The 2252-nt window shown below is 38.1% G+C and carries 4 protein-coding genes; all 4 read left to right on the top strand.

What is annotated here, in order from left to right; all coding sequences use genetic code 11:
* Window positions 1-454, top strand: a 454-nt coding sequence (locus G614_RS31820) for a hypothetical protein (protein ID WP_049948119.1), incomplete at its 5' end; no start/stop codon positions are given.
* A gap of 9 nt (window positions 455-463) precedes the next feature.
* Window positions 464-760, top strand: a complete 297-nt coding sequence (locus G614_RS0123810; protein WP_027643873.1) for a hypothetical protein — start codon at window positions 464-466, stop codon at window positions 758-760.
* Between the two features lie 234 nt (window positions 761-994).
* Window positions 995-1525, top strand: a complete 531-nt coding sequence (locus G614_RS29470) for a hypothetical protein (protein ID WP_049948120.1) — start codon at window positions 995-997, stop codon at window positions 1523-1525.
* Window positions 1526-1584: 59 nt separating this feature from the next.
* On the top strand, window positions 1585-2100 hold the full coding sequence (locus G614_RS0123820) for a hypothetical protein (protein WP_027643874.1): 516 nt from the start codon (window positions 1585-1587) through the stop codon (window positions 2098-2100).
* The last annotated feature ends 152 nt before the right edge of the window (window positions 2101-2252 follow it).

A 2252-nucleotide genomic window follows, 5' to 3' on the forward strand; every position in this document is an offset into this window, starting at 1 on the left:
TTATTTAGTAGAGGTAGAATTGTCTGGTGGATATGCCGGTGTAGCAGAGAATATCGGAAGTATGGTAGCGGAAGGTGCATTGGCTGGTGTTCTTGCTATGAATGGACAAGGAGGACCGAATAAGGGGGATTCTAACTCGCCAAAAGTGAATTATAAGGGAGAAGAAAGTTCAGTATACCGGGGAGGAGATGATTTTACAGTAAAGAGTAATGAAGTAAAGATTAATCCAGAAACAGGAAATGTAAAGACTTCGCATGGTGTTTCATTGGATGTCAATCCAGATACAGTTTCTAAATTTGGAGGAGCATATAAGATAGAATCTCTTCCAGAAGGATTAAAAATAATCCAGAGAGGTATGAGAGCAGAACACTTTGAAATTGTGCCTGCATATGAAATGCCACTGGAAACATTCCAAGAACTATTAAATCAGATTGTTGTTTCGGGACCATATTAAGGAGTAGAAATGAATCTAGAGATTATATATGAAAATGATACAGAATTAGCAGAATATGAAGCATTAGACAAAGGGTACAGGGGTGATATAATAGTAAAAATTGGAAGTAAAAAGTATAAAGTGTATGTTATTTCTCTGTTAAGATTGCAGCAAGACTTTGAAACAGAGCTAGAAGACTCAGGGTACTACTTGTCAGAACCAAACACTATTCTTGTAAAGGAAACATCCAAAAAAGAAATTGAAGACATAATCACACAAATGTATAGGTGTAAATATTTTCAAAGACTTGACAACATGGGATTTTGAGGACAGTTTATTCGCCCGGCTTGGCAGGGCGATGTCCTTGAGTCGGGTGGCGTAAAGCCACCCGACTTTTAACCAGCACACTTTTCGACCCTGGTCATATTGGTTAATTTGGGGTGAAATACCTCTGTTCCACATTGGCTCAACGAGCCAGAATACTTACTTCATGGTACATCTTTCCGAACCGGGTCTTAAAACTGGCACACAGGCCGTCACGGTGCGTTACAGGGCTAAAAGATGGCAACCGGCCAGATACAGGTCACGCCGGCCGGCATCGTAATCGTTGCGGAAGGGGTGGCAATCACCATATCCGGGGCGTTGGATATGGTGGATGCATTGGGCACCGTTGAGGTAGAGCTAAGCAAGGCCACCTCTCCAGGAGGCTCTAAGCCGGGGAATGAGGATGAGGGGGATTCTTACTCTTATAAGAACGGAACCTATGATAAAGCGGATTATCATTCTGGCCAAACAACCGGAAGGAAAAATCCGGCACCTAAAGATGGTCAATTTGCGCTTGATAATTCAGTTCCTATCGGAGAAAATACTACAAGACGTATAGGGTTAGATAGTAATGGAGATTTTGTTGTATTTGATGAAACATCATCAGGGGTATTTCATGGACATACGAGAACTTGGAAGGCTGAAGGAGGAAATCAAGGGTTAACACAAGAAATGAAGAACGCTCTTTATGATGCTGGCTTTATTAAATCTCCCACTGGTTCCAAATTCAAATTGACGGATTATGCAAAATCTTTAATTAGAAATTAGAAAAACAAATAAGCTAATCAGGGGCTTTATTAGCCCCTGATTGTAAGTAGGAGATAAACATGTTTTTATATTTACGTATTCCTAATAATGGAGAGTTTACTTTAGAATTTGATGATAAAGATTTACATAGATTTACTATGTGTAAGCTTTTATATCAAAATGGGGATTTTTCAATAAATATGAGTGAAGATTTTCTATATGTGTTTATTGAAAGTATGATAAATTGTATTAATAAGAAAGTGGTATTAGAGCAGCACGAGTTGTTGGGCAAGATGGGAAAATGGCAGGAATATTTTTATTATGATTCTATTTATTTAAAAAGTCATTCAAATGAAATTGAATTAATGAAAAAAGCAACATTTATTAGTTCAGAATTCTATGGTACATTTTTATATCAGTTTAAAAAGAAATTCTGGATTGAATTAAATAGAGGATATGATGAGATTTATAATATTACGCCATCAGATTACTACAGTAGTCCAGAAAAATATCGAATTCTATTAGCAGAAATTTCTCAAAAAACATTGAATGAATGGTGGGAGAATTTAGAGAAAATAAAAGAAAAGTATCAGTGAACATTGACCGGCTTTGCCGGGCGATGTCCTCCGGTCGGGTGGCGTAAAGCCACCTGGTCTTTAACCTGCACACTTTTCGACCCTGGTCATATTGGTTAATTTGGGGAGAAATACCTCTGTTCCACATTGGCTCAACGAGCCAGAATACTTGC

Source organism: [Clostridium] clostridioforme AGR2157 (assembly GCF_000424325.1).
Lineage (GTDB): Bacteria > Bacillota > Clostridia > Lachnospirales > Lachnospiraceae > Enterocloster > Enterocloster clostridioformis_A.

Excerpts from the sequence above, each read along its gene's own strand:
- G614_RS29470 (WP_049948120.1), top strand. The coding sequence starts at position 995 with ATGGCAACCGGCCAGATACAGGTCACGCCGGCCGGCATCGTAATCGTT.
- G614_RS0123810 (WP_027643873.1), top strand. The coding sequence starts at position 464 with ATGAATCTAGAGATTATATATGAAAATGATACAGAATTAGCAGAATAT.
- G614_RS0123820 (WP_027643874.1), top strand. The coding sequence starts at position 1,585 with ATGTTTTTATATTTACGTATTCCTAATAATGGAGAGTTTACTTTAGAA.